Annotated in this window: 31 protein-coding genes; 3 read left to right on the top strand and 28 right to left on the bottom strand. The window is 37.6% G+C overall.

The genetic code is table 11. The features are described from left to right. Position 1: 1 nt before the first annotated feature. The 14 genes from yidD to HMPREF1654_RS04190 all read right to left on the bottom strand — a co-directional run bounded on the left by yidD (position 2) and on the right by HMPREF1654_RS04190 (position 9,438). Positions 2-256: a membrane protein insertion efficiency factor YidD gene (gene yidD, locus HMPREF1654_RS04255; protein WP_003068165.1), complete on the bottom strand. Its 255-nt coding sequence runs from the start codon at positions 254-256 to the stop codon at positions 2-4. Beyond that, positions 256-981 (bottom strand): pseudouridine synthase, encoded by a 726-nt coding sequence (locus HMPREF1654_RS04250; protein WP_003076243.1) that lies wholly within the window; start codon positions 979-981, stop codon positions 256-258. Before HMPREF1654_RS04250 ends, yidD begins: the two co-directional genes overlap by 1 nt. Beyond that, on the bottom strand, positions 968-1,534 hold the full coding sequence (scpB, locus tag HMPREF1654_RS04245) for an SMC-Scp complex subunit ScpB (protein WP_003076907.1): 567 nt from the start codon (positions 1,532-1,534) through the stop codon (positions 968-970). The genes HMPREF1654_RS04250 and scpB overlap by 14 nt, the downstream gene beginning before the upstream one ends. Further along, complete coding sequence (locus HMPREF1654_RS04240; RefSeq protein ID WP_003076291.1) at positions 1,527-2,237, bottom strand: segregation/condensation protein A; 711 nt, start codon at positions 2,235-2,237, stop codon at positions 1,527-1,529. Before HMPREF1654_RS04240 ends, scpB begins: the two co-directional genes overlap by 8 nt. Then, the gene (gene xerD, locus HMPREF1654_RS04235) at positions 2,237-2,968 is read right to left on the bottom strand and encodes a site-specific tyrosine recombinase XerD (protein WP_003068161.1); all 732 of its coding nucleotides are present in this window, start codon (positions 2,966-2,968) and stop codon (positions 2,237-2,239) included. Before xerD ends, HMPREF1654_RS04240 begins: the two co-directional genes overlap by 1 nt. Next, entirely contained in the window at positions 2,965-3,426 is a 462-nt protein-coding gene (cbpB, locus tag HMPREF1654_RS04230; RefSeq protein ID WP_003071900.1) for a cyclic-di-AMP-binding protein CbpB, read from the bottom strand. Before cbpB ends, xerD begins: the two co-directional genes overlap by 4 nt. Next, a complete protein-coding gene (locus HMPREF1654_RS04225) occupies positions 3,423-3,944 on the bottom strand; it encodes a metallophosphoesterase (RefSeq protein WP_003071897.1) in 522 nt (173 codons plus the stop codon). The genes cbpB and HMPREF1654_RS04225 overlap by 4 nt, the downstream gene beginning before the upstream one ends. Then, complete coding sequence (locus tag HMPREF1654_RS04220) at positions 3,920-4,906, bottom strand: nucleoside-triphosphate diphosphatase (RefSeq protein ID WP_003076315.1); 987 nt, start codon at positions 4,904-4,906, stop codon at positions 3,920-3,922. Before HMPREF1654_RS04220 ends, HMPREF1654_RS04225 begins: the two co-directional genes overlap by 25 nt. Beyond that, the gene (racE, locus tag HMPREF1654_RS04215; protein ID WP_003076250.1) at positions 4,903-5,697 is read right to left on the bottom strand and encodes a glutamate racemase; all 795 of its coding nucleotides are present in this window, start codon (positions 5,695-5,697) and stop codon (positions 4,903-4,905) included. Before racE ends, HMPREF1654_RS04220 begins: the two co-directional genes overlap by 4 nt. A 92-nt stretch (positions 5,698-5,789) precedes the next feature. Then, positions 5,790-6,038, bottom strand: a complete 249-nt coding sequence (locus HMPREF1654_RS04210; RefSeq protein ID WP_003071891.1) for a YneF family protein — start codon at positions 6,036-6,038, stop codon at positions 5,790-5,792. A 54-nt stretch (positions 6,039-6,092) separates the two neighbouring features. Continuing rightward, positions 6,093-7,343: a diaminopimelate decarboxylase gene (locus tag HMPREF1654_RS04205; RefSeq protein WP_003076769.1), complete on the bottom strand. Its 1,251-nt coding sequence runs from the start codon at positions 7,341-7,343 to the stop codon at positions 6,093-6,095. 108 nt (positions 7,344-7,451) lie between these two features. After that, positions 7,452-8,135: a Bax inhibitor-1/YccA family protein gene (locus HMPREF1654_RS04200; protein ID WP_003077010.1), complete on the bottom strand. Its 684-nt coding sequence runs from the start codon at positions 8,133-8,135 to the stop codon at positions 7,452-7,454. A 25-nt stretch (positions 8,136-8,160) separates the two neighbouring features. Further along, positions 8,161-8,652 (bottom strand): HDIG domain-containing metalloprotein, encoded by a 492-nt coding sequence (locus HMPREF1654_RS04195; RefSeq protein ID WP_003071884.1) that lies wholly within the window; start codon positions 8,650-8,652, stop codon positions 8,161-8,163. Positions 8,653-8,697: 45 nt separating this feature from the next. Continuing rightward, the gene (locus tag HMPREF1654_RS04190) at positions 8,698-9,438 is read right to left on the bottom strand and encodes a TrmH family RNA methyltransferase (RefSeq protein WP_003076568.1); all 741 of its coding nucleotides are present in this window, start codon (positions 9,436-9,438) and stop codon (positions 8,698-8,700) included. A 30-nt stretch (positions 9,439-9,468) separates the two neighbouring features. Here HMPREF1654_RS04190 and HMPREF1654_RS04185 point away from each other — a divergent pair, with 30 nt between their 5' ends. Further along, positions 9,469-9,747, top strand: a complete 279-nt coding sequence (locus HMPREF1654_RS04185) for an acylphosphatase (protein WP_003076293.1) — start codon at positions 9,469-9,471, stop codon at positions 9,745-9,747. A gap of 79 nt (positions 9,748-9,826) precedes the next feature. Then, complete coding sequence (gene yidC / locus HMPREF1654_RS04180; RefSeq protein ID WP_003077036.1) at positions 9,827-10,744, top strand: membrane protein insertase YidC; 918 nt, start codon at positions 9,827-9,829, stop codon at positions 10,742-10,744. A 131-nt stretch (positions 10,745-10,875) separates the two neighbouring features. Here yidC and HMPREF1654_RS04175 read toward each other — a convergent pair whose 3' ends face one another. The 13 genes from HMPREF1654_RS04175 to nrdR form a co-directional block, all read right to left on the bottom strand. After that, positions 10,876-11,340 (bottom strand): 8-oxo-dGTP diphosphatase, encoded by a 465-nt coding sequence (locus HMPREF1654_RS04175; RefSeq protein ID WP_003076661.1) that lies wholly within the window; start codon positions 11,338-11,340, stop codon positions 10,876-10,878. Positions 11,341-11,416: 76 nt separating this feature from the next. Further along, a complete protein-coding gene (gene greA, locus HMPREF1654_RS04170) occupies positions 11,417-11,899 on the bottom strand; it encodes a transcription elongation factor GreA (RefSeq protein WP_003068147.1) in 483 nt (160 codons plus the stop codon). Positions 11,900-12,103: 204 nt separating this feature from the next. Further along, positions 12,104-13,708, bottom strand: a complete 1,605-nt coding sequence (mltG, locus tag HMPREF1654_RS04165) for an endolytic transglycosylase MltG (RefSeq protein ID WP_003076984.1) — start codon at positions 13,706-13,708, stop codon at positions 12,104-12,106. 108 nt (positions 13,709-13,816) lie between these two features. Continuing rightward, positions 13,817-14,314, bottom strand: coding sequence for a GNAT family N-acetyltransferase (locus tag HMPREF1654_RS04160; RefSeq protein ID WP_003076946.1), 498 nt, complete (start codon positions 14,312-14,314; stop codon positions 13,817-13,819). Beyond that, the gene (locus HMPREF1654_RS04155; RefSeq protein ID WP_003076951.1) at positions 14,311-14,835 is read right to left on the bottom strand and encodes a GNAT family N-acetyltransferase; all 525 of its coding nucleotides are present in this window, start codon (positions 14,833-14,835) and stop codon (positions 14,311-14,313) included. The genes HMPREF1654_RS04160 and HMPREF1654_RS04155 overlap by 4 nt, the downstream gene beginning before the upstream one ends. Beyond that, entirely contained in the window at positions 14,825-16,156 is a 1,332-nt protein-coding gene (gene murC, locus HMPREF1654_RS04150) for a UDP-N-acetylmuramate--L-alanine ligase (RefSeq protein WP_003076300.1), read from the bottom strand. Before murC ends, HMPREF1654_RS04155 begins: the two co-directional genes overlap by 11 nt. A gap of 82 nt (positions 16,157-16,238) precedes the next feature. Beyond that, positions 16,239-16,877 carry a divisome accessory protein ZapJ gene (zapJ, locus tag HMPREF1654_RS04145; protein ID WP_003076398.1) on the bottom strand — a complete coding sequence of 213 codons (639 nt, stop codon included), beginning with the start codon at positions 16,875-16,877 and terminating at the stop codon, positions 16,239-16,241. 41 nt (positions 16,878-16,918) lie between these two features. Continuing rightward, on the bottom strand, positions 16,919-20,029 hold the full coding sequence (locus tag HMPREF1654_RS04140) for a pilus expression-regulating Snf2 family helicase (RefSeq protein ID WP_003076590.1): 3,111 nt from the start codon (positions 20,027-20,029) through the stop codon (positions 16,919-16,921). 212 nt (positions 20,030-20,241) lie between these two features. Next, on the bottom strand, positions 20,242-21,552 hold the full coding sequence (der, locus tag HMPREF1654_RS04135; protein ID WP_003076771.1) for a ribosome biogenesis GTPase Der: 1,311 nt from the start codon (positions 21,550-21,552) through the stop codon (positions 20,242-20,244). Between the two features lie 51 nt (positions 21,553-21,603). Continuing rightward, positions 21,604-22,317, bottom strand: a complete 714-nt coding sequence (locus tag HMPREF1654_RS04130; protein WP_003076944.1) for an NADPH-dependent oxidoreductase — start codon at positions 22,315-22,317, stop codon at positions 21,604-21,606. Further along, positions 22,314-23,213: a primosomal protein DnaI gene (gene dnaI, locus HMPREF1654_RS04125; RefSeq protein WP_003076434.1), complete on the bottom strand. Its 900-nt coding sequence runs from the start codon at positions 23,211-23,213 to the stop codon at positions 22,314-22,316. The genes HMPREF1654_RS04130 and dnaI overlap by 4 nt, the downstream gene beginning before the upstream one ends. Continuing rightward, entirely contained in the window at positions 23,214-24,365 is a 1,152-nt protein-coding gene (locus HMPREF1654_RS04120; protein ID WP_003076602.1) for a replication initiation and membrane attachment family protein, read from the bottom strand. Continuing rightward, positions 24,366-24,839, bottom strand: coding sequence for a transcriptional regulator NrdR (gene nrdR, locus HMPREF1654_RS04115; protein ID WP_003071846.1), 474 nt, complete (start codon positions 24,837-24,839; stop codon positions 24,366-24,368). Positions 24,840-25,037: 198 nt separating this feature from the next. Between nrdR and HMPREF1654_RS04110 the strand changes: the two genes are divergently transcribed. Next, complete coding sequence (locus HMPREF1654_RS04110; protein WP_003076375.1) at positions 25,038-25,481, top strand: hypothetical protein; 444 nt, start codon at positions 25,038-25,040, stop codon at positions 25,479-25,481. A 51-nt stretch (positions 25,482-25,532) separates the two neighbouring features. On the opposite strand, the gene HMPREF1654_RS04105 is transcribed toward HMPREF1654_RS04110, so the two are convergent. Then, positions 25,533-26,348 (bottom strand): endonuclease/exonuclease/phosphatase family protein, encoded by an 816-nt coding sequence (locus HMPREF1654_RS04105; RefSeq protein WP_003076645.1) that lies wholly within the window; start codon positions 26,346-26,348, stop codon positions 25,533-25,535. Positions 26,349-26,351: the final 3 nt, after the last annotated feature.

The following is a 26,351-nucleotide window of genomic DNA, read 5'->3' as shown; positions in this document are numbered from 1 at the left end:
ACTAGTGAGTTTCTTTATTTTCTGAGTGATTGCGTCTCAAACTAAAATCATCCGGTACAGGATCATCTCCTCCGTTCGCCCATGGATGGCAACGCAAAATACGTGCAATCCCCATCAACAACCCCTTAATGCCATGTTTTTCTATCGCTTGAATCATGTAGTTTGAGCAAGTCGGCTGATAACGACAGGAAGGTGGAAAAGCTGGTGAGATAAATTTTTGATAAAAACGGATTAGCGCGATAAGGACTTTTTTCATTATTTTTTCTTTGTAACAGCTAGATTATGTAACTGACTGACCTCTTTTTTATTGAGACGGCGAGCTTCACCCGGACGAAGGCCAGTTAAATTTAGATGGCCAAATTGCGTGCGGGAAAGTTTATCTACTTGCAAACCAACAGCCTCAAACATCTTTTTTACTTGATGATTTCGCCCTTCATGAATCGTCAACTGGATAATCGAACGATTTTTAACAGGGTCTACTTTCAGAATTTCATAAACAGCTGGTTTGGTTTTCTTACCATCAATTTTTACACCTTTTGTCAACGGTCGAAGGACCTCTTTATCAGCTACCCCCTTGACACGAGCGACATAGACCTTATCAATCTCATTTCGAGGATGAATCATTTCATCTGTAAAATCTCCATCATTTGTCAAAATTAAGGCACCTGACGTATCCCAATCAAGCCTCCCTACTGGATAAATCCGTTCTGTGACATTTGGTAACAAATCAACTACTGTTTGACGACCTTTGTCATCTGTCACGCTTGAAATAACACCCCGTGGCTTATTTAAGAGGTAGTACACTTTTTCTTCATTGTAAATTGGCTGACCATTTACCTCCACGCGATCTCCAGATTTGATCGTCGTTGCCAATTCACGAATAACTTGTCCGTTTACAGTGACCAGCCCTTGCTTTATCAATTCTTCTGCTTTTCTACGACTAGCAATCCCAGCATGGGCAATATATTTATTGATTCTCATCCTCTATCCTTTCAGCAAATAGTTGACTTTCCTCTGTTATTAGCTCTGTTTCTTCCACTACTGGCAATTCTTCTAGACTATTGATGCCCATATAATCCAAAAAATAATCAGTCGTCACATAAAGATTTGGGCGACCAAGCACTTCTTTTTTCCCATTTTCGCGAATCAAATCAAAAATCTGTAACTTAGAGATTGCACCACTAGAATTGACACCGCGAATCTCATCTACTTCAATTCTTGTAATAGGTTGCTTATAAGCAATAATAGATAGAGTCTCCAAGGCAGCTCTTGATAAACTTTGATTGATCGGAGCCTTTGAATATTCCCGCAAAAGGTCAGCGAAATCTTGTTTGGTAACAATTTTATAAGCATTCGATGTCTCTAATAGAGCAAGACTTGAATCTTCGTCTTTTCGATATTTTTCTGCTAATTTCTCCAAACTCTGTATCACACCCGTAGGCGGTATAGAGAGGAGATCTGCTAGTTGACGGACACGCAAGCCGTCCTCACCTGCTACAAAGAGCAAGGCTTCAATCTCTGCTAATTTACTCATTTCTTTTTCCCATTAGATAAATATTCCCAAAATTTTCTTCCTGCACCACTTGAATTTCTTGTACTTTTACCAATTCCAATGTTGCTAAAAATAGAGTAATGACTTCATTTATATCTTTTGTTTCTGAGAAGATTGCTTGAAGAGCAATTTTTTCTTGTAAATAGCAGCGATTGCGTATTACATTCATCATGTCTTCAATTTTATATTCGTCTTTGACAATGGTTGTGTGGTTTTGAGCAAATTCTTCTCTTTTTTGTGTCATCAACTTTGAAAAAGCCAGAAACAAATCAATCGTTGTTTTGTCATGACGTAACTCAGCATTTTCATATACCAATTCGATTTTAGGTTTGGAATAATAAAGAGCCCGTTCTTCATGCTGCTCTGCCATTTTCTCACCTAACAATTTAAATTTCCGATATTCTTCGATTTGAGCAAGTAAATCTTGCTCCAGATTCTCTTCAGTTTCTACGGTATCCGCCACTTTTGGCAAGAGCTTCCGACTTTTAATCAACATGAGCTGACTCGCCATGACCATATATTCACCCGTCACTTCTAACTTCATAGCTTGAAGGGTCGCTACATAAGCTAAGTACTGCTCAATAACCTCTGTAATCGGCACATCATAGATATCCATTTGGTATCTTGACACCAAATGAAGTAATAAATCCAATGGGCCTTCAAAATCTTTAATTTTTATGTCCATTATCTATATTTTTCCAACGTCATCATTGTTTTCAAACCTAAATTGCGCGCAATTTCATATATTTCTACGCCTTTCTCTCGCTGACGTAAAATATATTGCTCTCGCAAACTCTGAGCAGATAAGGTAGCTTGATTTTTTTCAATCAAAAAAGCCTCTAATTGACGAAAGCCCCATTGCCGTGAATAGGTTTTCCCATTTTTTTCTAACAAATAAGTCCCTTCCAGAGTTGTTCCCAGTTCTCCAATCAATTGATCTGGAATAGGAACAATACGCTTTTGACCTGCTTTCTCAATGCGAATAATCTGAAAATCTAGATTTACATCTGCTACTTTTAACTGCAAAATTTCACTTGGCAACAGCCCCATTTCCAAAATGAGAAGTGCAATCAAACGACCGTTGTATTGATTTGTATCAGCATAAAAATTAGATAAGTCCAAAATCTCCGCATCGTGCTCTTTCGGAATTCCAACTTTTGGCAACTCTAGGCGATAAAAATTTGAAATGAAGCGTTTGTTGTATAAATAATACAAAAATTGATTGACAGCAGATAGCTTTCGCTTTTGAACAGAAGGTTTGAAGTCAGCAATAGAAGCCCGATAAATTCGAAGATTAGTATCTGTAATTTTTGCATGAATCACATCTACAAACTGCTCCAAATCATAAAAATAAGCTGTTTTTGAATTGTCAGATAAATTTTTTCCTTCTAAAAAGGTGATTATTTCTTCTTTCATTTTGGATGGATCTCGTATTCATTCGCAAAGCTGTGTAAAAGAGCATTGACTGCTTTTAAGATAGATTTGCGCGTAATAATTCCTTGAAACGTATTTTCCTGATCAACAACTGGCAAGAAGGACTCATCTACTAATTTATGTAGTACTTCTGTCAATGTAAAATCTGGGCCGACAGTTAGGTCATCTTTTTTTGCCATATGCACAATATCAGTTGTCATAAACTCTTCATCAGGGATTTCGTGCTGCATTTGATAAGATAAGATATCTGTTAGCGAAATCGTACCCACAAACTTTTTCTGATCTGTTACTACCGGTACTCGTGAGTATGTCATTTGACTCAGTAATAAAATAGCATGGTCTGCATTATGGGTGTCAATCAAGACAGCCAAGTTTTCTGCCGGTGTTAAAAAAGTGTCTTCTTGCTGTAAGAGAAAATTTTCAAATTCTTTGGCAATCATCGAGAAAACTCCTTTGAGAGGCGAGAGTATAGGTCGTGCTGACGTGTATAGTAATCTACATGGAATGCATCATCAGTAATCTCTACCTTGGCATAAAGTCGCTCATTAATAACACCTCGTGGTTGACTGATCGACCCCGGATTTAAAAAGAGCGTTTTTCCTTCCATCCACGCATCTGGAATATGCAAATGCCCATATAAACAAATATCTGCATCTACCTCTTGTGCCCACAAATCCAATTTTTGAAAACCAAAATTGATATGCTGAAGGTGACCATGAGTTTGTGCAATAACGGTACCATTTAAATCTGTCACCAAACGATCTGGATAGCCACCATAGAAATCCATGTTCCCTGCTACAACATAAATTCCTTGCCACACTTCGTCATCACTTGGCAACTCAGAATCACCATTATGAAAAATAGCATCTACTTTTCCGAGATAATAGGTCTTTATCTCTTCTACAATAGCACGATCTCCATGAGAATCACTCATTACGATGATGGTTTGTTTTGCCATGTTGGAAATACCTCCACTAATTTTTGAACTGCTTGAGCTCGATGTGATTGAGCATTCTTTTCTTCCATTGTTAATTCTGCAGATGTTTTGCCTGTTTCACCTACTAAAAATAACGGATCATAGCCAAATCCATTCTCACCTTTTGGCTCAAAATTAATATATCCTGGCCAGTCAGCCTCCACGACTAGACTTTCTTTAGCAGGACTTGCTACCACAAGAGTTGTATGAAACTGCGCTGAGCGATCTTTCAACTCGAAAACCATTGCCAATTCATGTAGTAGTTTTGCATTATTTTCTAAGTCCGTTGCATCATTTCCAGCAAAGCGAGCAGACCAAACTCCAGGTAGACCACCTAGCGCATCTACTTTTAAACCTGAATCATCTGCCAATACCATTTTGCCAGTTAGCTTAGAGATAGTCTCTGCTTTTAAACGAGCATTTTCTTCAAAAGTCATCCCAGTTTCTGCAACCTCTGGTAAATCAGGATAGTCATTCAAATTTTCAATCTGATAGCCCAATTTTTCAAAGATTCTGCGGAATTCAGCGGTCTTTCCCTCATTACGAGTAGCAATTAAAATCGTATCTCCTACTGTCAAACCTGACAATTCTTGTTGAGAAAAGAAAATATTTAATTTGACACCTTTTTCAGGCAAGTGCACTAAAACTAATTGTTCCTTTTCCGTGATTAAAATAGCACCCTTATGAAATTGTGCCTGAAACTGTGATCCTTGATTTTCATTGATTAGTTGCAAGACGAATTGAACAAAAGACATAATTGAACTATATTGAATGACAGTAACTGAAAAAGATTGTCCCTCCACTACTAATTGACGGAGCTCTTCCTCCATTCGACTAAGTTCTTCTGAAATAACATCTTTAAAATAGAATCCCCTGCCATAGGAAGACCATTCTCCAACATACCAATCTTGAGCATCTTTATACTCATAAACGTTATTACTCATAATGTTACATGCTCCACATTTATTTTTTTGTTTAACCACGTTTCTGCAATTTCAGCAAACCTTTTCGCATTTGCTGTTGTAAAAAAGTGGTGTTGCAGGAGTTTTCCTTCTCTGCTATGATTGATTTCAAAGTAGTTTAGCAAGACAGAAATATCCCGTACACATTCTGCTCCGCTGTCAATCAATTTCACAGTTGGTCCCATCACATTTTGAATGATTGGTTTTAGTAAAGGATAATGAGTACAACCTAGTACTAAAGTGTCCACCTTGCCTTTTAAAGGCATTAAGCTTTCATACACCACTTTTTTCGTAATACTAGACGACAGTTCATTAGATTCTACTAGCGGTACAAATTTGGGACAAGAAAGACTTGTCACTTCCACTTCCGGTAAGAGACGTTCGATTTTTTGACGATAAATATCTGATTGAATCGTCATTGGCGTTCCTATAATGCCAATCGTTCCATGTTGAGATGCTTTAATTGCTGCACTAGCTCCTGGTAAGATGACTCCTAAAATCGGGATATCTAACTTTTCTTTGATGTCTTCCCAAACCACAGCAGTAGCTGTATTGCAGGCGAGAACAATCATTTTGACATTTTTGGTTAAAAGGAATTGTACCAATTGCCATGTGTATTCCCGAATTTGCTCTGCAGGTCGGGGACCATAAGGAGCACGTGCAGAATCGCCAATATAAATTACTTCCTCATGTGGAAGTTGCCGCATCAGCTCACGAACAACTGTCAAACCGCCCACGCCTGAGTCTAAAAAACCAATTGGTCGATTATCCATAAGTTCTTCTTTCTAAAGAAGGGACTGGGTGCAAGTCCCAAATCCCCATTCATTTATCTATTTAAAAATCAATTTATCATATAAAACAAAGATTATTTTTTCTTTTTAGCATTTTCAAGTGCTGCTTTTTGTTGATTTTTAATTTGACGATACACTTGTTGTACCTTTGCTTCATTTGGCTTTTGTCCGTTTGCGGATAACATCGTACGAACTGCATCGATATTCAAACGTGGATTGTCAGCAAATTCTTTTTCAATTTGTTTGCGAACAAGATACATTCCAGCAAACATACCACCAAAAAAAGCAAGAATAATCAACAAAATAGCTAATAATAAATCCATAAATATGTAATCCTCTTTTCCCTTTTTACATCTTCTTATTATATCAAAAATTGTCTATTTTTCAAAATCAAAGCCATACAAAGTTGCAAAGTAATCCTCAGGTATTTCGGCACGCCGAATCAATCGTACACCACCATCTTCTCCCAATAAAAGTTCAGCCGAACGAAGTTTGCCATTATATTGATAGCCCATTGAAAAACCATGTGCTCCTGTATCGTGAATCACTAAGGTATCTCCAATATTAGTAATTGGTAGTTCACGCTGAATAGCAAATTTATCATTGTTTTCACAAAGGCCACCTACTACATCCACTATTTCTGTTTGACCATCTGGATGATCCATATTTGTAATATGATGATAAGCACCATACATGGCAGGACGAAGAAGGTTTACTGCCGAAGCATCCAGACCAATGTAAGTGCGATAAGTTTGTTTTTTATGCAATACTTTCGTCACCAATAATCCGTGAGGGGCCAGCATAAAGCGTCCCAATTCCGTAAAAATTTTTACCTTTCCTAAGCCTACAGGTTCTAAAATTTCCTCATAAGCCTGCCGGACTCCTTGTCCGATTGCTAAAATATCATTTGCCTTTTCTTCAGGGTGATAAGGAACACCTACTCCACCCGAAAGATTGATAAAATCCAGATCCACATCAGTTTCAGCCACAACCTCAACAGCTAATTCAAAGAGCTGACGAGCTAATTCGGGATAATAACAATTCGTAATGGTGTTAGAAGCCAGCAAAGCATGAATACCAAATTTTTTGACTCCTAATTTTTTTAAATCTTTAAATGCTTGAATAAGCTGTGCTTTTGTCATTCCGAATTTGGCTTCTTCTGGAGAATTCATAATGTCCGTTCCTAACTCAAATACACCGCCGGGATTATAACGACAGGAAATAACTTCCGGAATACCTGCTACCTCCTGTAAAAATGCAATATCTTCATAAGCATCAAGATTGATAGTAGCTCCCAATTCACGCGCAAGCTGCATTTCTTTTGCAGGTGTATTATTGGACGAAAACATTATGTCACTGTCCGAAAAACCTACTTTCTGACTCATCAAGAGTTCTACATAGCTGGCACAGTCTACCCCGCATCCTTCTTCTTTCAAAATTTTCAAAATAGTCGGATTTGGAGTTGCCTTCACCGCAAAATATTCTTTAAAACTCTGATTCCATGAAAAGGCTTCATGAAGCGCACGCGCTGTTTCACGAATTCCTTTCTCGTCATATAAATGAAATGGTGTTGGAAATTGTGCTGTGATTTCAGCTAACTTTTCACGACTGATATAAGGTTCTTTCATAGTTAGTCTCATGCTTTCTCTTGATGCGTTTTATTATATCATAAAAGAAGAATCATCTGCCAATAAAAAAAGAAGCTAGAAAAAATCCAACTTCCATTATTCTTACTTTTAATTGTCTCTTCCAAAAATACGAAGAATACTGAGAAACAGATTGATAAAGTCAAGGTAAATATTTAAGGCGAGTGAAACTGCCCAACCAGCTGCCACATTTCCCCCTGATTGCTCATAGACATAACGGATTCGTTGATTATCCCAAGCAATCAAGCCAGAGAAGATAATCACACTAATAATACTAATAATAAAATCTAATCCAGAATTTTTAAGGAAAATATTCACCAAACTAGCGATGATAACTCCAATTAACCCTGCAATAAAAGCTCTGCCTAGGCTAGAAAGATCTTTTTTGGTAAATCTCCCAATCAATGCCATAGCAAAAAACATTGCAGAAGAAGTAACAAAGGCTGCTAAAACTGTTGCTTGTGTGTAAAGAGCCAACACTAAACTAATCGTAAAACCATTTAAAGCTGAATAAATTAGAAAAGTTGGCAATGCAGCTGGATTGTTTTTGACAGACATGCCCGAAGCCACCCAGACAAGGATCAGCTCAGCAAAAATTGCTAAGTAAAAAATCCAAGTATTTCCTGTCATGACAGACAAAATCACATCTTGAAAGATGGTCAGCATTAGTGCTGATACAAGAGCAGAAATACCAATCCCCATTCCAACTAAAGAGTATACTTTTGCATAAAAACTATTGATGCCGCTATTTTCTTGAATAATTGTATTGTTCATAAACTCTCTCCTTTTATTGTTATAGTTATGATTTTAACATTTTTCTGTGGAAAAGTCTTCTTTTAGCAATTCTTTTCCGAACTGGTGCCATCGCTTCTTTAATTGCCCAGTATTTATCCACTATGGTAACAATATAGCCTTCTTTATATCGCGGTGGCGCTACTGTTGCCCCCCACATGTGTTTGAGAATAATATCTTCTTCGACTTTATTTAATTTGGTTACTTTCCGTGCATTCCTCACCGCTAACCGAGGGTGTACCCAAGCATGGCTCTTATTGAATTTCGTTTCACGCCAATCATAATAAAACATATCGTGCAAAAGACCTCCACGCGCAGTACTTTTTGCATCCCAACCTAATTTCTTAGCAATTTTATAACTCGTATAACTAACATGAATCGAATGTTCCAAACGATTGGAATATATATGATGTGTTATGGTTTTTAGTTTCTGGACGCGTGGTTGAGCAATCAATTGACCAACGTGCTCCATATACTCTTTGTCTTCTTTATAAAGCATAGAACCACCTCCATGTGCTTCTAATTATAAATACATTTCTAAATTTTAACTTAAAGAAAAAATGAGAATTCCTGCTGCAACAGCTACATTTAAACTCTCAGCTTGCCCTTTCATAGAAATATGAACCAGCTGATCTGCCTCATCCATCATCTGCTGGCTGATCCCTTGCCCTTCATTTCCCATCACAAGAACAAAGTCTGATATGGGCGCTACTTCCCGATAATCTATTGAATCTTTTGAAAGCGTCGTTGCTAATATCGGTAACTGTGCTTGTTTAGCAAGCTTAAGAAAATCTGAGGTCTTCATACGATAAATCGGCAAATGAAACTGACTGCCTTGCATAGAACGTAAAGTTTTAAGGTTGTAAATATCTGCCGAATATTGTGAAATGAACACTCCATCATAACCCGCAGCATCAGCCGTTCGGATAATTGTTCCCACATTTCCCGGATCTTGAACATCTTCTAAAAAGAGATACTTCCCTTTGAGAAATGAAGGAGCAGATTGTTTTTCAAAAGCAATCTCTGCCACAACGCCCTGCGGCGTTTTCGAATCAGCTAAATCTGCTAAAATTTCTGCCGTCACTACATGAACTTGAGAAAAATCTGACACTCTATCGGCAAATTCTTCTAGAACAAAGATATGAAGAATTTGAGCTTGTGTATTAACTGCTTCTTCAAATAAATGCCACCCTTCAATTAAGTATGAGTTTTTCCGATACTTTTTTTGAAGTAATTTTTTAGTATTTTTTACCACATTATTAGCTTTTGAGGTTATAATATTCATAGAACTATTATAACACAAAAGGAGACTCGCATGAAAAAAGTAAGAATGATTGCACAAGGGCGTGTACAAGGTGTTGGCTTTCGTTGGGGTGTTTATACACTTGCTACAGAAATAGGTGGAATAACAGGGCGTGTCTGGAATAATGAAGATGGAACCGTAGAGATTTTAGCACAATCCGAAAATCCCACTCTCATGGCTAAATTCATCCAAGAAATCCGAAAAGGTCCCACACCATTTTCAAAAGTCAGCTATTTAGATGTTACAATGGCTAATTTTGAATCCTATTCAGATTTTAAAATTGCAAATTAGGTCCGAAGAACTATTGTATATTTAAGAAAAAAACAGTAGAATAGAAAGGTATTATTTTTTAGAAAAAGGAAACAAACACGTGAAAAAAGTAAATCGTATTTTATTCTCAGGACTGGGGCTCTCTATGCTTCTTCTACTCTCAGGATGTGTACAAGTCAAAGATGGTAAGCCTGCTGGGTTTGTCTGGGATATCATTGGAAGACCAATGAGCCTTGCCATTCAGTATTTTGCTAATAACATGGGGCTAGGTTTTGGTGTTGCTATTATCATTGTTACCCTGATTGTGCGGCTGATCATTTTGCCACTGGGACTTTATCAATCATGGAAAGCAACTTATCAATCTGAAAAGATGAACTACTTGAAGCCGATTTTTGAGCCAATCCAAGAACGCATGAAAAATGCTGAAACACAAGAAGAAAAACTGGCTGCTCAACAAGCACTCATGGCTGCCCAAAAAGAAAATGGTGTTAATATGCTCGGGGGTATCGGATGTCTCCCTCTACTGATTCAATTACCATTTTTCTCTGCTCTTTACTTCTCTGCTCAATATACTGAAGGAGTGGCAAAGAGTGTCTTCTTAGGAATTCCACTTGGAAAAGCTAGCGTTCTTCTTACTGTTATTGTCGGGATTTTATATTTCATTCAATCTGCTTTAACTCTTGTTGGTGTTGATGAAGTTCAAAAAGAGCAAATGAAGAAAATGATGTACATGAGCCCGCTCATGATTGTCATCTTCTCTCTCACAGCTCCAGCAGGTGTAACACTTTATTGGGTAGTCGGCGGTTTCATTATGATCATTCAACAATTGATTATCAATCATTACATCCGTCCACAACTCAGAAAACGCGTTACTGAAGAATACAAAAACAATCCCCCTAAAGCCATTAAAAATTCTGGCCGTAAAAAAGATGTAACACCTAACACTCAAGCTATTATTGAAAATAGAAAACAGAATAAAAAGAAAAATCGCAACGCTGGAAAACAACGTTCAAGATAAACAAAAAAGCTGGAACAATCATTCCAGCTTTTTGCTTGTCGTTTAATCAGAAAAGCATCCTACTATGAAACAACACTCCATCTTTTCAAACACCAACTTGAATGACAGAATATTCTCATTCAAAAACAAGCTTACCAAAATTCACGGACAAAATCATTTTCTAAGCGCTCACTATAAAATAATTCTGACAATGATTGGTCATCAAAAACACGCAACAAATTTTTTAAATCATAAGCCAACTCCATAGTATCTAGGTCTTCACGAGCCACCCACATAACTTCACCTTCTTCTGACGAACGAAGATGACCAGAAAATTCATTTGTACGATAAAGAAAGACCAGATAACGAATACCTTCTGCCGTATACCAATGTTTCATACCAACCAATCTAGGGTTATGAATTGTTAATCCTGTTTCTTCATAAACCTCACGTACAACTGCCTGATAAAGGCTCTCCCTTTCTTCTATATGTCCACCAGGCAGAGCTGCTCCTGACCAAGAATATCGCTCGGGGGCCCGAATCTGCATAACAATACGATTCTGATCATCTTCAATTAGACACATGTTGGTTAAAATCACTTGAGACTGATGGGACATATTTCCCTCCTCTATGTTTTACTGAGACGCGCCCCGTGATTGTGATGATACCATGGGGCGCGTTTTCTTTTTTTAATTATGCTGTTTTTTCGACTTTTAGGATTTTTACATCATAACTACCAATAGGTGTTTCAACTGTAGCTGTGTCACCTGTTTTTTTACCAATTAATGCTTGTCCAATAGGACTTTCATTAGATACTTTTCCTGCAAAAGCATCTGCTCCAGCTGCGCCAACAATCATATAGACTTCTTCGTCTGTTTCACCAACTTCTTGAATCGTAACGGTCTTACCAATAGCGACTTCATCATGAGCTACTGCATCGCTATCTACAATTTCAGCGTAACGAATCTTGGTTTCCAGGCTTGAGATTTGGCCTTCAACAAAAGCCTGCTCATCTTTGGCTGCTTCATATTCACTGTTTTCTGATAAGTCTCCATAAGAGCGAGCAATTTTAATACGTTCTACCACTTCTGGACGACGAACTAATTTTAGTTCTTCTAATTCTTTTTCAAGTTTTTCCTTTTCTTCAAGGGTCATAGGATAAGTTTTTTCTGCCATTATTTTTTCTTCTTTCTATTTTTAAACAAAGAGATTGGGACAATAATGTCCCAACTTTCTAATATCGTGTGCGATTCCTTTGCAAGGCACAATCTCCATCCAGTCTAAAATATGCTTATTGCATTCTATTTTAGACCTAATTTTCATTGCGCTAAAGGAGAATCAAATCAAGTTCTACGAAGTACCGATTTTGCTCTATTCCTTTTAATTTGAACTACTTGGCTTTGTCAATTTACTATTGACATGCTCCTGAACATTTTTCTCATGTTCTGCATAGGTAGTTGCAAAATAAACTTTGCCTGTTTCTGTATTAGCTACGAAATATAGATAATCAGTTTTAACTGGATTAACTGTCGCTTCAATAGCAGAAAGGCTCGGATTATCTACAGGACCAGGCATTAAACCAGTGTTTTTATAGACGTTGTAAGGCGAATCAATATTCGTATCAATTGCAGCGTCTTCCGATAAGGTCGTTTTTTGTCCAAGTTTTCCTTGAACATACAGAATTGCAATATTGCTTTGTAAAGGCATATTTTGATTCAAACGGTTGTAAAAAACACTTGCAATATTTTTCCGATCTTGATCCGTTGAACCTTCTTTTTCAACTAAGGATGCAATTGTTAAAACATCATGCACTGTCAAGTTCTTCGCTGCTAAAACATCATAATATCGCGACATAGTCTTATCCATTGCAGCCAACATTTGATCAATGAGAGTTTCAGCTGTTGTACTATCTGTCACATTGTAAGTAGCAGGGAAAAGATAGCCTTCCAAACGATACTTCACACCACTCTCTTTTTTAGCTAAGTTTTCCAATAATTTCGGATATTTCGAAGCCTCCTGAGTGATAAAATTATCATCTTGGACTTTCTTTAGGAAAGTATCTGATGACAATTTATTCTTTTTCAACTTTGCAATCATTTTTGCAATTTGATCAATCGTATAACCTTCTGGAATTGTTAATTTTTCCATTGAAGGGTCTTGTGGAGTCTCCGTTCCGCCTTTTTGTAACTTTTTAGCAATCATATCCAAAGTCATACTTTTTTGTAGATTGTAATAACCTGATTGGAAATTTGCATAGTTTTTAAATTTAGCATAATAGCTAAAAATCTGAGCATTTTTAATCAAACCAGATTTTTCCAGGACTTTTCCAATTGCTTTAGGGCTAGAACCAGTTGGAATCTTAACCGTCACATACTTTGTATTTTTTGCATCAATCGGTTGTAAAGCTGATGTTATATAGCGATAAGCAAAGAAACCTGTTAGCCCAATTCCTAAAAGCACTAAAATCAAAACCGTTTTAACAATTTTCCCGGCGACTTTACCTTGCCGTTTCTTAGCAGTAACTGCTTGAGAAGTTCGATTTAAACGGGATAGTTTCTCTGGCTCTGGTTCTGTCCCATAAGCTGCAGATTGAACCAATTCTTCTGGAATCTTAGTTTTATCAACCACCTGAGTAGTTGGGTAAGAAACAGGAACTTTCGTTGTATGAGTATTAAACTCTTTCTCTTCCCTAGCTACTGCTTCAGCTTCTATTTGCTGAACAGTTGGTAGCGGACTTTCTAATGAAGCTGGTTCTGGTTTGCTCTTTTCTTCTTGCTGCACTTGGGATATATCCATTCCAGAAATAAGCGGTTTGTCTTCTTTCTGAGTAGAAGAAAGTGTAGATTGTCCTAGCTCTAACTCTTCATGTAAATCATTAGATGATTCAACACGAGTTGATTGGCTAGTTTCCTTTGCTTTGGCTAAGTCACGTAGAATCTGTTCTTTAAAACTCAACCCTTCTTTTTCTCGTGAATCTTCAGTCAAATAATTGACCTCCTTGTTCAGTATCCCTACTATTATAACGTAAAAGGTAAATAAAAGCAATAAGAGAAGGCCTTTCTTTCAGGCTTTCTACAAAATAATCAATCTTTTTCAACTATTAGGTGTTTCCCAAACCATATCATACCAAACTTCACCTGCATAAGTGGATTGAGATCGTCCCTCATTGACAAAGCCATGCTTTTCATAATAACTAACTAAATAATCATGACAAGTCAAATTAATTCCCAATCGCCGGTCTCGAATAGCAATATCTTTCATTTTATCCAACAAACGATGGCCTATTCCCATATTTTGAGCACTTTTAGAAACAGATAAACTAGTTAATGAAATATAATGATTTTGTAAATAACTATAATCTTCCACTTCTGAAGTGAAAGACTGATCTATTAGATGACGTTCTGGACGAACAGGCCCCTCCAGATAGCCTAAAATTTGACCATCTCGTTCAGCAACTAAAAAACTGGTCGCTATTTTTTGAATATGAACCTCTAAAATATCTCGGCTCAAGGCTTCGTCTGAACCAAAATTCTCCCACTCAATTGCCGTAATAGCATCCAAATCTGCTAAATTCGCTTGTCTAATCTTCATTTTTTCTCCTTAAAGTATGGATTTTCCCATGTCAATTCATATAAAATAGTATTATCATAAACTTTTTCAGAGATTCCTTCATTTACGAAAGCATTCATTTCATAGTAAGAAATCAAGTCATCTGAACAAACCAACTGAAGACCTTTCCGATTTTGTGTAACCGCTATTTCTTTACAAGCAGCTAAAAGCAATGTCCCCAGCCCCTGACCTTTAAAGTCTGGGTGAATTGATAATTGCTGAATCGTAATAAAATTACATTTTTCCTGTTTTTCTGCTGAATTGTCTGTCATCTCATTTGCCAAATGATGTGAAAAAACGGCTGACCCTACGATGTAGCCAGCTATTTTATTATTTAATTCTGCTATTAAACATATATTCGAAATCTGTTCAATCCATGTTCGGATAGTTTGCAAAACAGCTGCTTCTGTAGCAAAATTTTCCTGTTCAATCGTTATAATTGCTTCCAAATCTTCTGAAACAGCTTCTCGAATAGTGACTTGAGGAGTTAGATTACTGGACATTGCTTGTCAAATTGGATAATAAGCGTTCAAAAGAATATTCATAGGTTTGAATATCACCAGCTCCCATGAAAACATAAACTGCATTTGGATGTTCTAATAACGGCGAAACATTGTCAACAGTAATGATTTCTGCTTTTTTTACAATCTTCGCCGCCAAATCTTCTACTTTAACATCTCCATGATCCACTTCACGTGCAGAACCATAAATTTGTGCTAAATACACTGCATCTGCTTGACTCAAGGCTTCTGCAAATTCGTCCAAAAGCGCAATAGTTCTAGTAAAGGTATGGGGTTGGAAAATTGCAACAATTTCTTTGCTTGGATATTTCTGGCGAGCTGCATCTAAAGTTGCAATGATTTCAGTAGGGTGATGAGCAAAGTCATCAATAATTGTCGCTCCATTCACCATTTTTTCAGTGAACCGACGTTTCACACCACCAAAAGTAGCCAAATGCTCTCGAACCAAAGTCAAATCAAATCCAGCTGTATACAACAAACCAATAACAGCTGTCGCATTCATAATATTGTGGCGACCAAAGCTAGGAATCTTGAATTCTCCTAATTCTTGCTCGCGGAAAGAAACTTTAAAGCTGGAACCCGTCGTAGAACGAAGCAAATCATGAGCGACAAAGTCATTCCCTTCCTTAAAACCATAATAATAAATAGGAGCATTGGCTGTAATCCGACGTAACTCCTTGTCTTCACCGTAAACAAACACTCCTTTGCTAACTTGTTTAGCATAATCATTAAATGCATTGAAAACATCTTCTAAGCTAGTAAAATAATCTGGGTGGTCAAAATCTATATTCGTAATAATCGAATATTCAGGATGATAAGGCATAAAGTGACGCTCATATTCATCTGCTTCAAACGCAAAATATTTCGCATTGGCAGAGCCACGCCCTGTACCATCACCGATGAGATAACTAGTATCTGTAATATTTGATAAGACGTGTGCCAACATGCCAGTTGTTGATGTCTTTCCATGTGCACCCGCCACCCCCATGCTGACAAAATTACGCATAAAGATTCCAAGAAATTCATGGTAACGCTTATAAGAAATGCCATTTGCATCGGCGTAAGCAATTTCTAGATTATTATCCGGACGGAAAGCATTTCCTGCAATAACTTCTACATCTGCTTGAAGATTTTTTTCGTCAAAAGGCAAGATTTTAATTCCTGCTTGTTCTAAGCCACGTTGAGTGAAATAGTATTTTTCAACATCACTTCCTTGAACTTGATGTCCCATTTGATGCAGCATCAATGCTAAAGCACTCATTCCAGAGCCCTTAATCCCGATAAAATGATAGGTTTTTGTCATAATTTCTCCTTAATTACAAAGAACATTAAATAGGTGAAATCGCGTTCACACCAAAACGTCTTTACTTTTTGTCAACATTCGATTATTTTTCTTCCAATCGTGTTAAATTTAACTCCTGCGCTATCCGACGCTCTCTTTGATTTTGCAATTCTTTTTTGTTATAAATTTGACTTGTTTTTAAAAAGTCATAATTATTTTTAGATTTTTTTGGTGATTCCTTCGGCAAAGAGGTATTTACTTTGATATCTGCTAAAATATAATGATCCTGCTTTAAATTTCGACTATATTTTGATAACCCACTACCATTTTCCTTTTGGAAAAATGCTGTTGGTTGATGTGAAATAGCTGTATTAGCATTATTAACAGCAGGATGGGAGCGTTTTTTAGTTATAAAGTCTGAAGTCAAATAAGCTGCTGAGCGTTTCTTTTTTAAATCCGCTCTGGCTTCTTCTCTAGCCAATTCCGCATAGCTTTTTGGGGCAGGTTTTGCGACTTCAGCAGACGGAATAGCTGAAGCTGCTTGGTAAGCTTTCCCTTTCCCTTTTTTTACTTGACTGTCTACAATTTTCTTTACAATTGGTTCCCATTCTAAGTAATTCTTATCAACATAGTCACCATTAATATTGCTGATAAGATCACTTTCATCGTAAAGATTCATACGCGGCATTTCTGATAGCATAATCTCATCATCAGAAATCAATGGAAAAGTTTTTTCTTTCATGAGCACATTTCCTTTCAACACTTCATTATAACCTATTGGTGCTATTTTTCAAGTGTTTCTGTAGAAATTCCTAGAATTTCTCGTATTTCAGCAACAGTTAGGCTGCCACGGGATTCTGTTCCATCTAGGATAGTTGATACGAGATGACGCTTGCTTTCCTGCAATTCTTGAATTTTTTCTTCAATCGTTCCTCGCGTAATCAATCGATACACTTCCACATTTCTTTCTTGACCCATACGGTGAGCTCGACCAATTGCCTGAGACTCTACTGCTGGGTTCCACCAAAGGTCTACTAAGATAACAGTATCAGCACCAGTTAGATTCAAACCAACACCTCCAGCTTTTAAAGAGATTAAAAAGGCATCCCCTTCTCCATTATTAAAAGAATTTGTCATTTCTTGTCGATCTTTTGCTGGTGTAGAACCTGTAATTTTAAACGTCTCCATTTTCATCTTTTTCAATTCTTTTTCGATAATATCTAGCATTCCTCGGAATTGAGAAAAGATTAACACACGGTGGCTTCCTGTCTGAATCTGCTCTAATAGTTCCATCAAACTTTCTAGTTTGCCACTCTCTCCATGATAGTCCTCCATAAAGAGCGCGGGAGTATCGCAGATTTGACGTAACCGCATCAAACCAGATAAAATTTCCATTTTGCTACGATTCAGTTCTTCCTCTGTGGAAGTAAGTACGCGTTCCTGCATTTGTTTTAGCTGCGCTAAGTAGATGGCCTTTTGACTATCTGCCAGTTCATTGCGATAAGAAACCTCAATAAGATCGGGCAGCTCTTGTAAAACATCTTCTTTCTTCCGTCGCATGACAAAGGGCTTGATAAAACGAGCGACAGTTTTTGCAGGCAGTTTCAAAAAGTTCTTTTTGCTAGGTAATAAGCCTGGCAAAACAATTTGAAAAATCGACCACAATTCGCCGAGATTATTTTCAATCGGTGTTCCAGAAAGAGCAAAGGTATTTTTGACCTCAAAGTTTCGTAAATGATGAGCGATCTTAGTCTGCGCATTTTTCATAATTTGTGCTTCATCTAAAAAGAGATAATCGAAATTCAATCGGCTATATTCTTCGACATCTTGACGGAAAGAGGCATAACTTGTAATCATCACCTGATGTCTTTCCGCAATCAAATTATCTCTAATTGGTTTTAATCCATAAATAACGGCTACATCCATTTTTGGTGCAAATTTTGTAAACTCATCTAGCCAATTGTAAATCAAACTAGATGGAGCCAAAATCAAGACGTTCGTCTCTTTTTGTAGTTTGCTACTTAAAAAGGCTATCGTTTGGAGTGTTTTCCCCAACCCCATATCATCTGCTAAAATACCACCAAAACCATAATGATGAAGCATAGACATCCATTTGACACCAGTTTCTTGGTAATCGCGCAAAACTGCTTCCACTTTCAATGGCGGTAGAACAAACTCCTCTGGATGTGTCAAATCAAAGGCTAAATGACGAAACTCCTCCGAAAAACTCACCTTTTCTTGATCTTTGAATAATTCAGATAGCTGATAAGCAGTAATCCGCTGGGTCTGGAAAATGCCCCCTTTTCCTTTTTTTGCTCGTAAATCTTGTAAAGTTTTGCTGACTCTTTTTGTTTCGTCATCAAAAACGAGGACCTTCCCAGAACGACTGACAAAATAATCATTGGCTGAAAAAAGAGCCTCTAAAGCATCATCCACTTCCATCTGGTCAATACTTGTAAAGTCAAAACCAATGTCCAACAAACCACCATTTGTCTGAATAGAAACGGCCGGTTTTTCAATTTGGTACAAAGCTGTTAGGTTGTCTGATACCACTACCTTCCCTAAATCTTTAAAACGTGGAAGAATGGAAGTGAAAAATGAGTAGATCTCTTGTGTTTGCAAAGGAAGCCGTTTGCTCACAAAATCCGCCTCAAAGCCAGCAGATAGAGTTTGTTGAAAAACTTTCTGTTCCAGTTGAAAATCACTAGCAAATGGTAATTTTTCTAACTCCAAACGACTGGTAACTATACGATCTCCATAATCAAACTGAATTTTGAGGCTGATTTCTTTCGTATCCAACAATTCAAACTCAAACGCTGGAACAAACGTATGAATCACCAAACTTTCCGGTGCATGAATAGAGCCGACTTTTTGAAATTCTAGTAATCCTGAAGCCAGTTTCGCTTGATCACTTGTATCAAATTGAAGCCGTTTTTTCCAATCAGTATCCACAGGTAATTCTCGAATCACTCGAATAATACGCTTTTGCTGTTCCGTCAGTTGGAAAAAATGATTTCCATAAAAAATAAAGTCCCCATCGTATAGGATTTTATAATTTTGCTCTGTAATGACAAGTTCAAAATAATCCGAATTTTCCTCTACTTTGAAATCATAAATTCCTACTTCGGCATGTAAATCTTGAAAAAAAACTTCGTCATAGTCATAAAGACTGTATTCTAAGCGGAAATGTGGCAAATTCATAAGTCGGCTCACACCTTCTTCAAATAAACTAGACGGAAAATAAAGATGTCTAGCAGCATTTGGAAAGATAAAAGAAGCATCTTGAGTTTGCTGATAAGAAACAAGCCCTCGTAAAAACTCAATCACCTCTTGGCTAGCCTCATCAAAGGCTGCTAACTGGATTTTTTCGTAATAATGCTTGCCAATTTGATAATAATCACTTTTTTCAATAATTTTTAAAAAAGCACAAATATCTCGAACAACATAGGAGCGCTCATCTGGCAAACGGCTGATGCGCAACGTCCACAAAAATTGTCCCGTATAATCATCTTCTTGCCCAACGGCAGATAATTCGTACCGAATAGCTACATCTTCTGGTGGAAGAATCCTATCCAAGAAAAGACTCCCAAAAGAAACTTTCGTTTGAGTTTCTTCTGAATTTGTCTGTTCTTCTTCCAGGTTGGTCAAAACAATTTTCCCTTCGGGATCATTTTTCAGAAAATATTCTACCCCTGCTAAATGGGCACAATATTTCTTCTTTTGGAAAAAATTACAAGCACAAAAAATAGCTTCATCATTCAAACTATATCGGAGATTATGATTTTCCACTCGGCTATAAATCATCTGATCTTTCACCTTGAGAATTTCAATTTTCCCTGCTTCGTAAAGAGCTATCCCTTCTGTCCGAATCTTCCCAGGAATTAATTTTGCCATAAGTACCACCTTTATTTTATCTATTCATTATATCATATTTTCAGTATAAAGAAAAAAAGCAAGGTTTTTCTTGCTTTCTTTTAGAAAATGTTTTCTTTGATTGTTATAGTATTTCGTCCTATTTATATTCTTTCTTACATAAACACATCAGATTAATCACCTCATACTGCTACTACTATTTTTATGTTATGTTTTGTTTAGCTAGCTCCGCCCTATTTCCGCCTTCTGGCAATCAAGTGAATCGGAGTTCCTTCAAAAACGAATGCCTTACGAATCTGATTTTCAAGAAAGCGCAGATAAGAAAAATGCATCAGCTCTTCTTCGTTGACAAAGATAACAAAAGTCGGTGGTTTGGTTGTAACTTGCGTCCCATAGAAGATTTTTAGTCGTTTGCCTTTATCAGTCGGTGTTGGATTGATGGCGATGGCATCCATGATGATATCATTGAGTACTGCAGACGGTATACGGGTATTTTGACTCTGACTAATTTGTTTGATCATGTCCGGCAACTTATGTAGACGCTGCTTGGTTAGAGCTGAGACAAAGATAATCGGTGCATAAGAGAGATACTGAAATTGATTACGAATATCTGCTTCCCAAGTTTGCATGGTCTTATTATCCTTTTCCAATGTATCCCATTTATTAACAACGATAATAATTCCTTTGCCCGCCTCATGAGCAAAACCTGCGATACGCTTATCGTATTCGCGAATCCCTTCTTCAGCATTGAGTACCATGAGTACCACATCAGAGCGGTCAATTGCTCGCATAGCCCGCATAACAGAGTACTTCTCAGTATTTTCATAGACCTTACCAGACTTGCGCATGCCAGCAGTATCAATCATGGTAAATTCTTGACCTTCACTGTCCGTAAAAACCGTATCAATTGCATCACGAGTAGTTCCAGCCACAGGACTAGCGATGACACGTTCTTCTCCCAAAATCGCATTGATCAAGCTAGATTTACCAACATTGGGACGACCGATGAGACTGAATTTGATCATATCAGGATTTTCAACCACTTCTTCCTTCGGTAAATTTTCAACAATTGCATCTAGGACATCCCCCGTACCAATTCCATGAATGGAAGAAACAGGATAAGGCTCTCCTAAACCAAGAGCATAAAAATCAAAAATTTCACTCCGCATCTCAGGATTATCTACTTTGTTGACGGCTAGAATAATCGGCTTATGTGTCTTGTAAAGCATGCGTGCTACGTATTCATCTGCATCTGTAATGCCTTCTTTTCCTGACACTACAAAAACGATGACATCCGCTTCTTCCATAGCAATCTCCGCTTGATGCCTGATCTGCTCCATAAAAGGTGCATCCACATCATCAATCCCACCTGTGTCAATCATGCTAAATTTACGATTCAGCCACTCAGCCGTTGCATAAATACGGTCCCGAGTTACTCCTTCAACATCCTCAACAATGGAAATCCGCTCTCCAGCAATCCGATTAAAAAGCATTGATTTGCCGACATTGGGACGGCCAACAATAGCAATGGTTGGTAAAGCCATAGTATTCCTCTTTCTGTTTTCAAGGGTGTAAGCAAAAGCTGTACCCTTTATTTATAATAATTTCTTGTCTTGTAATAGATTCTGACTAGCAAGGTTTGGCTTTTTTGCAAATTGGGCCGTCAATCGCTCACTCCACGTATCTGTTGCTCGATTCCCAGCATAGTCCGCTTGAACCTGATTATAAGTCTGAATAATGGACACATCCTGTTCTTGATATTTTTCTTCAAAAACGACTGCTTCATATGGCAATCGCGGTTTAACAGTATGGTGTTGAGCTGGCTTCCCCAAAGCTATTCCAAAAATAGGGTAAGTATAGTTCGGCAAGTTAAAAAGCTCTGCTATTTCCCTAGAAGCATAACGAACCAAGCCAATGATAACTCCGCCATAACCTAAACTTTCAGCCGCCAGCAGGGTATTCTGCGCAACTAGACTAGCATCAACAGAGCTAATCAAAATATTTTCCACTCCTTGCGGATAAAACGTATCCGTATGAAGGCATACCCCTTTCTTAGCCCGATTTAAATCTCCAATAAAAAGCAGAAAAACCGACGACTGGCGAATAGCCTTTTGAGGCACCAAATCAAACAAGGCTGCTTTCTTTTCCTGACTACGAACAACGATAATCGAATAAGATTGAAAATTCTTCCAGCTGGATGCCGCTCGACCGGCGTCAATGATGGCGCGTAGTTCCTTTTCTGAAATCGGTTCTTCTGTAAAACGACGAACAGAAGTATGCTTTTTCATCAAATCAATTGTTTCATTCATCGTCGGTTTTCTCCTTCCAGACGAACTTCCTCTGCTAAAAACTTGATTCTTTCCATAACTCGACGAGCCTGCCAAGTTTCATCTCCGTTTTTGGATGTAGCAAAATGGCGTTCCAAATCCGTAAAATTAAAATTCGATGTAAAGAAAGTTGGTAGATTTTCCTGCATTCGATGCTGTAAAATAACCTGCAAAATCTCATCTCGCATCCAAGGGCTTGATTGCTCCGCACCAATATCATCTAAAATCAAGATTTGTGCGACTTTTACCTCATCAATCTTTTCCTTAACCAGACCAGAAGAAATAGCATTCTTTATATCTAATACAAAACTAGGATAATGGAGTAACGTCGTAGAAACACTACGTTTTTCTGATAAATCATGTGCCAACGCAGCCATCATGTAACTTTTTCCTACGCCAAAATCACCATAAAGATAAAGGGCTTTTTTGTAGTTTGGATAATCCGCTACAAAATTCGTCAGCAACTCAAAAGCCTTGTAACGACCAACATCGTCTAAGTCTACTTTTGCTAAACTAGCTTCCTTGAGACTAGCTGGAAGGCTAATCAAATTTAAACGTACATTGATAGCCGCTTGCTTCTGTGCTTCAACTAGCTCTGGAGTTTCCTCATAAGAAACATCAGCATATCCCTCATTTTTCACTAAAATTGGCTTATATCCTTTAGCAATATAAGCCTCATCGCTTAGTAAAAAACGATTTCGCTCAGAAATATACTGATTAAACTTAGAAATGCTTCGTTTGATTTCAGCTGGTGTCATCCCTTCTGACTGGATAAAAGCCGCCACATCTGGATCAGCCATGATTTGCTCGACCAATTTATCATAATCAAATTGCTGCGCACCATTTCTACGTGACATTGCTTGTCCAACACGTTCCATCTAGTCACCTCCTTGATCTAATTTGGCTAACAATTTACGTTTTTGTTTTTCTAATTCTACTTGCTTTTCAGCACTGGTTTCGTTTTTATAATCAGGATTGCTCCAGCTAGGCACATTACTTTTTGGAATAGAATCTTTTGCTGCTTTTTTGCTATGCTGTGCTTGATAACGTTCACGAATATACACCACAGCTTCTTCAGCTGAAAAGATTTTTTGATAGGAAAAGTCATTTGCTACTTTTAAAGCATACTTTTCATTAAGGTTGGCTGAATTTACCTTATTAAAAGTCAATAGTAAAATCACATTGATTACTTCATCTAACAAGCCCAAATTTGCCATTTCTGTCAAGCACTGACGCTCCCCATGTGTAATCGTTGCATGCTTAGTTTTCTTGATTTCCGCCAAAAATTGTACAGCTGCCTTACTCTTAGCCTCTCGAAGAATCGTTTGCTCTTGAGTTGAAAACAGTTCATTTGAAACTTTTTGCTGTAATTTTTGCTGCATCCGCTTCGTGGAAATTACTTGCCCTACAGCAGTTTCTTTTGCCAACAGATACGTTTCATACCAAGTCCAATTTTGTCGCTCTGCAATGGCAAAGAGTACCAGCAAATCTTCTTTTTCATTATCAAAACGCAAGTTTTCACGTGCCATCAATTGTTTAAAATAGTCCAACTCAAAATGATTCTGCTTTGATGGCAATTCTGTTTTTGTATCTTCTACTTGAAACATATCTGAAAGCTTCACGTTTTGCTTCTGACCCTTTGGCTGACTAGGTAATAAAGCTTCTACCGCAGCTTCACCAATCTTCTTTTCTAGCAAGCGTCTATAAACAGAATTACTTAAAAATTCACGTGGCGACAGTGGGGACTTCAAATAGATTTGGAAATGATTTTCTCCTTGATACAGCTCCACTAACTGCATAGCGGACAAAATGTTTATACTTTTTTGTAAGGCATTCATTCCCAGATTGAGATGATTCAAAATGTGCCCAACAGTATAAGATGATTTTCCATTATCCCAAAAAGCAAGAAAATATTGATAGATAGTAGTTGCATCGATTCCTAAAATTGGCAAATACAGACGAATCAAACTTGTACTATCCTGACTGATCAGATTATTTTTCACAAAAGAAAATTGATCATTTGGTTTCATTTATTGTTCCTTTTTCTTTTTAGCGGATTTTGTAATCTGCTTCAATAGACTTTCCAGTTCGCTCACATCTTTAAAACTACGATAAACACTAGCAAAACGAACATAAGTAATCTCATCTAACTCAGCTAACTCTTCCATTACTAGACCACCAATATACTCACTTGCGATCTCATTTTCATTGCTACTGCGAACTTTTTGCTCAATTCTGCTAACAATTGCTTCAATTTCATCGCTAGAAACAGGACGTTTTTGTGCCGAACGAATGATTCCATTAAAGATTTTATCTCTTGAAAATTGTTCTCGTGTACCGTCCTTTTTTACGACAACGAGTGTCCGCTCTTCTACACGTTCATACGTTGTAAACCGATATTGACATTCATCACATTCACGACGACGACGAATTGTATTGCCATCTTCAGCCTGTCTACTGTCAATAACGCTTGACTTACTACCACCACACTTAGGACAACGCATCTGCTTCCCTCCTGAACTCTTAATACTTCATTATACCATGTTTTAAGAAATAACAAAAGGCAGCAGTTTGAGTACAATCAGGTCTGTCGATTCCTAAAAATTGGACAATATCAATCAATCTATTATTCTCTTTTTCGATAAATTTTTATATAATGCTTTCGACAAATGTTATCATTTTTTTGTACAAAGGAGATTATTATGATGATATTAAAGAAAACAATTGCAGCTTACTCTTGTATCCTGCTAACCTGCATTATCCTTTCTGGCTGCTCTTCGAATACAGAAGCTACCAAAACTATTTCCAGCTCCTCCTCTTCTGCAAAAATTAGCCTATCAAGCAGCAGTTCATCTACACAAAAAGATAAAAAGGAGCAAGAAGAAAAAGCTAAAGCAGAAAAAGAGCGGATAGCACAAGAAGAGGCTCAGAAAGCTGTTGAAGCTAAAAGGAAGCAAGAAGAAGCACAAAAAGCTGCTGCAGCGCAACAACAGGAACGAACCGTTTATGTAGCTCGTAATGGAGCTACCGGTGTTTATTGGTACAACATCAATAATATGCCGCGTAATACACGGTTTGATAGAGTAGTTTCCATGACTGAGGCCGCCGCTATCACTGCTGGAAAACGCCACTCTTCTAGAGAATAAAAAATAAAAAAAGCGAGAAAATGATGTCGAAACTTTCTCGCTTTTTACTTGCTAAAACGCAATTTCTACTTCCAATCCAAAATGGTCACTAACAACTGGACCACGCTGTCCATCAAAGACAATAGCTGATTTCTCAATGTTAAAATCTTTACTGGTAAAAATATAATCAATTTTTAGAGCATCTTTGTTTTCTGCCCAACCAGCAATATCACCTTCAACTGTTGCTGTACCAACAACTGTACTAGCAACTGCATGACTATCTTGCAAAGCAAGCGAACTTTCTAGAATGTGCTGATAGCCTTCATAGCCGACAGGATTGTTAAAATCTCCCATGAGAACGAGCGGAGTCTGAACTTGCAAGAGCTCTGATTCAAACTTAGCCCATTCTCCTTGGAAACCTTTATTCCACCAAGATAAGTGACAGGAAGCGACCGTGATGGGCTGTCCTTCAAGCTCCGTTTCCGCCAACAAGACTTTACGCGTATGATAATCTGTTGGATCATTGACATCAGACACCAAAAGTTCTCTTGCAGTCAACGGGGTTTTTGACAAAATCGCGACCCCTTCATTGTAAATATCAAACCCAATATGATTATAGGCCCAAGACCAGTAATAGTCCAGTCCTGCCTCAGCTAGTTTCTCAACCAGACACAGGACATAGTGGTCCTGGTGAATCGGAATGGTGCCATCTACTGCATAATAGAAGGGAGCCTGAACAACCTGTTCAGACTCCACTAATTGATTGACTTCCTGCAGGCAAATGACATCATATTTTTCTTGAAGAATACGCTCAGCTAGCTGATTTAGCTTGCTTTCTTGCTCTTCTTCCATCCAGCTATGAGTATTTAAAGTCAGGAATTTTGCCATGAT

This window comes from Streptococcus intermedius SK54 = ATCC 27335, assembly GCF_000413475.1.
GTDB lineage: Bacteria > Bacillota > Bacilli > Lactobacillales > Streptococcaceae > Streptococcus > Streptococcus intermedius.
The sequence above is the reverse complement of the archived record's forward strand: the minus strand, read 5'-3'. Positions and strand labels throughout refer to the sequence as shown.